5 protein-coding genes are annotated in these 6,000 nt (G+C 53.3%); all 5 read right to left on the reverse strand.

Annotated features, from left to right (window positions below; translation table 11 throughout):
* Positions 1-230: 230 nt before the first annotated feature.
* The 5 genes from ACR0JW_RS23300 to ACR0JW_RS23320 all read right to left on the reverse strand — a co-directional run bounded on the left by ACR0JW_RS23300 (position 231) and on the right by ACR0JW_RS23320 (position 5,205).
* The gene (locus tag ACR0JW_RS23300) at positions 231-662 is read right to left on the reverse strand and encodes a YdeI/OmpD-associated family protein (RefSeq protein ID WP_480714567.1); all 432 of its coding nucleotides are present in this window, start codon (positions 660-662) and stop codon (positions 231-233) included.
* A 150-nt stretch (positions 663-812) separates the two neighbouring features.
* On the reverse strand, positions 813-2,312 hold the full coding sequence (locus tag ACR0JW_RS23305) for a cryptochrome/photolyase family protein (RefSeq protein WP_170682736.1): 1,500 nt from the start codon (positions 2,310-2,312) through the stop codon (positions 813-815).
* A 3-nt stretch (positions 2,313-2,315) separates the two neighbouring features.
* Entirely contained in the window at positions 2,316-3,560 is a 1,245-nt protein-coding gene (locus tag ACR0JW_RS23310) for an FAD-binding domain-containing protein (protein WP_170682737.1), read from the reverse strand.
* On the reverse strand, positions 3,557-3,688 hold the full coding sequence (locus ACR0JW_RS23315) for a DUF2256 domain-containing protein (RefSeq protein ID WP_480714568.1): 132 nt from the start codon (positions 3,686-3,688) through the stop codon (positions 3,557-3,559). The genes ACR0JW_RS23310 and ACR0JW_RS23315 overlap by 4 nt, the downstream gene beginning before the upstream one ends.
* Positions 3,689-3,690: 2 nt before the next feature.
* On the reverse strand, positions 3,691-5,205 hold the full coding sequence (locus tag ACR0JW_RS23320) for an FAD-binding domain-containing protein (RefSeq protein WP_170682739.1): 1,515 nt from the start codon (positions 5,203-5,205) through the stop codon (positions 3,691-3,693).
* Positions 5,206-6,000 lie beyond the last annotated feature (795 nt).

Raw genomic sequence — 6,000 nt, forward strand, 5'->3', positions numbered from 1 at the left:
GGCCTTTTAGGCGCGTCAAAGGCTGCGCGGCATTGCATCGGGTTTCCCGTTTGCAGCCATTCAACGAGGCGGAATTGGCGCGAACTTAAGTCTGAGCACTTGGACCGTAGTGCCACAAACGCGAAAATTCATTGCTTAAGCGGACGGCGACCTCCGTAGCGGCTACTCCAAACCAAAATTTTGGCTGCGTTGCTCTAATGCGATACGAAAGTTCAAGTTCCAACTAGGGACTAAGAACAAACCTGACGGCGCCACATTTGCTGCATTCTTTCGCCGGTGTGCGTGGTTTCGACCGTGTTATCGATCCGCCGTTGGCGCGTTGTCGGGTACTTGGCGACCTTAATCCAGCGCAGGACATTGCGTCGGTGAGACGGTGGCAATCGCACCCATTTGTCCAAGTTCAATACAACGGATAAATCGTTTGGGACGATTAGAGCATTGACATCGTCAAAAAAGTTCCAAAGCCCTGAAGCTTTACCGGCTTGTATGGAAGCCTCTCCGGCGGGGTGCACTATGCCTTCTTGCCCAAGGCGCTCCGCCCTGTCCTTGTAGCTTTTGGACAAAGATTGTTGTTTTCGCGGGCTGATAAGTTGCGCCGTACGGTCTTCATCGATTCGAAATCGTCTTCCATCAATCCAACCATACGCAATCAGCGCATCCAACACTTCATCCCGGCTGACATATCTACACAGATGTGCAGCCTTCCACGTGATCAGTCGGACGCTCTCAGGTTGGGTAAAGTGCTTGTTCAGCCAGTCCCAAAGTTGATCTCTGGATGTGACCTCACTCTCAGTCATACGCTGCCGAGGAGTTCATGCTCGTGTCATCCGTTGCAAAAAAGCTTCAGCCGTCTTGACATGCTTGTTTTTGACTTCTGACGACATGCGCCCAGCCGTACGGCACATCATCGCCCATCGGGGATTTCCTGCAAGTCTATCGGTGTGTTTCAGGATAAAGCGCCAATAAAGTCCGTCCCAAATTTCGGTCCAAGGCCCTTTGCCCCAATGGCTCATTTTGCGAACATAGTTTGAACCCGAAAAGTACGGTTTGGTGGTGATCAACCCGCCATCGGCATGCTGGCTCATCGCGTAGGCATTGGGAACCATAACCCAATCATAGCTGTCGACGAACATTTCCATAAACCAGCGATAGACATGATCCGGATCAATTTCGCACAGAAACATAAATCCGCCCAAAACCATGAGGCGTTCAATATGATGACAATACCCTGTCTTGAGCACCCTTTTGATCGTGTCGTCCAGCGGATCAATACTGGTGGTTCCGTCGTAGAAAGCGCGGGGCATTGGGCGGTGATGGCCCCAATGATTTGTCGTACGCATCGGCACACCCAGGCTCTCATAAGTCGCGCGCATAAACTCGCGCCAGCCAATGATCTGGCGGATAAAACCTTCTACCGAATTCAAGGGAACGCCCTTGCGATCCGCATGCGCCAGGGCAGCGTCCAAAACTTGTTTTGGCGCCAACAATCCTATGTTCAATGCTGGCGTGAGAACGGCGTGCCATAGCCAGTTTTCGCCCTCAACAATGGCATCTTCATAGTCGCCAAAACGTTCGAACCGCCGTTCCAGAAACTGCGCCAGCCAGTCGGACGCAGCTTTGTGTGATGTCGGATAATACAACGTATCCAGGCTGCCCAATGCTTCTGGAAAATCAGCAAGAACGCTTGCTTTTGCGGCTTCATCAACTGCGTCATGGGAAGGCCAATCGATCCAAGGCAGGCTGCCTAACAGCGCCTTGGGCACTTTCTTGCGGTTTTCCTCGTCAAAGCTCCACTGTCCCCCCGTCGGTTGACCTCTGTCCATCAACACGTTCAAGCGGCCGCGTTGGCTTTTGTAGAAATCCGCCATGAGCCATCGTTTTCGACCGGCAAACCAATCTAGATTGTGGTTCCGCGGATTCAGAAAGCCAGGCGATGGCTGGAAATCGAGCGTGATTTCGGTACTGCCAGCTGCCGCCCGTAAACGTCTTTTTGCGATGAAGTCTACTGGGTCAGCCATGATCATTTGGCTGACACCGCGATCACGCAGACTTTGAAACAGTCGAAGACATGCGCCCGGCTGCCGCTCAAAGGGCCATATCGCGGCATCAAAGCCCTTGGCTACTAAGCCATCTCTATAGCGCGCCATTGAGGCGCGGTGCAGCCAAAGCTTTTGCTTGTGCATCGTGGCCGGATAATACGCATCACCGAAGAAAAGCGGGTCTTCGAAAAGCACAACAATGTCTGGCTGGGCGGCCAGACCCGGGTGCTGTGCAAACAATTGATTGGGAAGTAGAAGAGCAGCAGAATACACGGGTTATGGTCTTTGTTGGCTGAGCAGATTCAGTTGGCCTAAGAGCGATGGGATCTTCTTTCGAAGGCCGAAGAATCCGGCCTTTGCATGAGACCATGTCATAGCGTCGTACGGTCGCATTATCCTGTACAAAGACAAGCCTGCGTCTCTCAATACAGGTTCTGCACGATCCAGGCGTGACCGAGTGGGGCCGACAGGCACATAGGCTGTTGCAATGGTCGTGACGCCGGCATTCCGTGCTGCCTCGATCAACGGACCACACCAATCCTCAGCTGATTTCGCGTGTTTTCCGTGGGGTTCCAAAGCGTTGCTCATCGCGCCCTTGGCAAAATCCTTTGCGACGTCTCCTATCAGATTTGGAGACCGACCATGCGTCGCCAAAAGTCCAATCGCGGCAGCAGGCGACGTCGGCATCACGCCTTCACCTGACAGATCATCCTCCGTCAACAGTAACAGATAAGGACTGTTTGAGGGTATGTGAGGAGTCGCAAGGGAAACAAGCGGGTGATCTACCGGCTCGGTCAGCGGTTCTGCAAATTTGGCCAAGCCTCTCGGTTGAAACCGTCCTTCAGTAAACTTGGCAATATTTTCCGGGCGCGCGAGGTACGTTTTGCCTTTTGTGTGCAATCCGCCGACCCACCGCCAGCTCAGCGTGTTAGACGCGGGATCACCATCTAGCAAATGTCGCAAAAAGAAATCCGCGCCAAGCTGCCAGGGAATGCGCAGTGTAAAAATCCAGATTGATGCAAACCACATGCGTGCATGGTTGTGAAGGTAGCCGGTCGCCACCAGTTCTCGCGCCCAATGATCGAAACAGTCGATGCCGGTACTGCCGTTTACTGCGTCATTGAAACGGGTCTCTAAGCCCTCATCATATTTCAGTCGCTCGCAAGCGCTCAACAAGTCCCGCTGATACAGTGTCCAAACGCTGGGCCTTTGTTCCAGCCAACCCTTGAAGTAAGTGCGCCAAAACACTTCTTGCAAGAACTTTTCGGCCCCGTTGGAATTATGCGACGCCAATACGGTTGTCAGTACCTCTTTCTCCGTTATCAAACGGTGGCGCAGCCAAGGTGACAAACCCGATACATTGCTGCGTCGCTCGCTCCCAAAATCGTAATTCCGCTTACTTGCGTAATGCCGACCGGTGCGTCCTACGAACTGCTTCAGCCTTTTTAGGCCATCGGTTCTCGTGGGTTTGAAAGTGATCGTCTCTTTCGCTTCCGCAAGTTCTGGAAATATCTCGGTCATGTGGCCGACCTGCATTTTTTCGAGCAGTAATTCACTTCATCCCAAACTTTTTCCCATTTCTTGCGCCAAGTGAAAGGGCGCTGACAGACCGGGCAGATTTTCTGGGGTAAATCGACTCTCTTTCGCATCTTCACCACTGGTCCCCCAAAGGCAGGCCGGGTTGCTTTTGATCTTGAGAAGCCCGCGCGACTTTGCGAGCACTCCGCCTGGTCTTTCGGCTCGCGTGTTTTGTCGCGATGGCTCGCGCTTCGGAGCGAAACTCCGCGTTTCGGCGGACGCTCCAAACCCGCTCGCGCGCGGCCTTAGCCGCTGCGAGATGGTCAAAAACACGCGCTGGATAAAGCGTTCCAATGATTTGTTTCGCGCCGTGAGCTTTCCAAGGTTCATGGATATGCTGATCCGTGATGTGGGACAATTCCGGCAACCATGTCCGAATGAACAATCCTTCTGGATCCTGATCATAGCCCTGCTTAACCGGATTATAGATGCGAACAGTATTGATGCCGGTGGTGCCTGATTGCATCTGCACCTGGTTCCAGTGAATGCCCGGCTCGTAGTCGGTAAACATGCGCGCCAAATGCTCACCCGGGGCCCGCCAATCCAGCCAGAGATGGTAACTCGCCGTGGCCATCACCATTGCGCGCATCCGAAAGTTGAGCCACCCCGTTGCTTGCAATGACCGCATGCATGCGTCCAAAAATGGATATCCCGTTTCGCCGTTGGACCATGCAGCCAAGAGTGCGGCTTCTGGCGCTTTCGGTCGAAGCCCGTCGTATAGACGATGCAGATTTTCAAACTCAATCCGGGGTTCATCCTCAAGTTTCTGAATAAAATGGCAGTGCCAATGCAATCGGCCCGAGAAAGAGCGAAGCGATTTGCGCCAGTCCTTTGCTTGCGGCGGCAATCTTCGTCTCTGCTTTTCAGTCGCTTGAGACACCTCGCGCATCGAAAGCGCACCCCAAGCCAGGTGGGGCGATAGCCGCGAACACGCAACAGCCCCCTGCAAGGGGCTGGACATTTCGCGTTGGTATCTTTTGCCACGGCGGGTCAGAAAGCTGTTCAGACGTTCCAAACCCGCAGCTCGTCCACCTGCTTGACGACCAACGCATAGATCATCCCGCAAGCCGAGGTCGTGCCCCGTGGGAATGTATCCTGGTTCTATGCCGATATGCTCTAGCGCAACTGGTGAAGAAACGGGCAGCGCCATAAACCTATCCCAACTTTCCGCCCAGCCGTCGCGAGACTTGAGCCTCCGAAAAACGCCATGGTTTTGCACTTCGTGCCACCGCACGCCATGCTCCCTGCACCACGCAGCGACCTGACGGTCCCGCTGGTACGTCCAATTATTTCCAGTTTCCTCATGTGACCAAAGCTCGTCGATTAGACCACGATCTTTTAACTGGGAAAGGACCTCCACAATTTGCCCCATGCGCACAATGAGCGGCTGGCCCAGTTTCCCAAGGTCTTTTCGTAACCCAGCGATTGTCTCAGCAACAAAGTTCCACTGCCGTGTTGATGCGTCGGGTTGCTGCCAAAGCTCAGTTTCAACCACATAGAGTGGCAGAACTGGCCCGACCTCTGACGCTTGCGCTAGTGCCGGATGATCCGTTACCCGCAAATCTCGTTTGAACCAAACGACCTGCACGACACCTCCATTGTTCAAGTAGTGTACGAACGGCCACTAAAAATGGATCTTTGTTAAAGTCGTCTCCGCAATTCGCTGCTGACGTGGCTTTTGCACAAAAGCCATTGGCCTTCGGTACTTGAATGTTGGAGGTTTCTGCGAGGAGGGGTCATAGGTGTACTGTGTGCGCCTGAACTCGACCTTTTTCTAGGAGGACCATTCAGCAAAAAAATTGCCTCCCGGCGACGCCACTCACTTTCGTCTCCAGGAGGCTAACCAGACAGATCTGGCGACTACGTGAGCAAAATTGACAATTCAAACTTGCCACACACGCTGATACTTGAATCTAAAATACAACAATTCAACACTTTTACGCGCGATAAAGTAATTTTTCTCGCGTGTTATATGTTTGCTTGTGTATCAGATCTTGCAGTCACGCCTCTGAAGACAGGGTCCCATTGTGCGAGTAGTTGGTCACTAGGTGGGGCAACACTGTCGTAAATGAGTAGCCAAGCCAATCTGGTTAGCTACGCATGTCCAATTTCGCATTCCAAATAGTCTGGGCAGTCCCATGACCAGACTATGGCCCGCGCTGTCTGTCATCCCAGATCATAACGGCGCGGGCATTTGGATCACTGCTGCGTTCTTGCCCTGCCTGTAGCAAGCGACTGCTTGGGGCTCGGTGCAGTCGTTGGCGATGGCCTGTTTGAACGGCGGTTTTGGGGCCTCCGTGCAAGAGAAAGTGATGCGGGGGAATGGACTTTTGCCAAGGATCTGGACGTACTAGGCCACGCAAGGAGCGTACCGTCGGATCGA

This window comes from Ruegeria sp. BG6 (genome assembly GCF_056538465.1).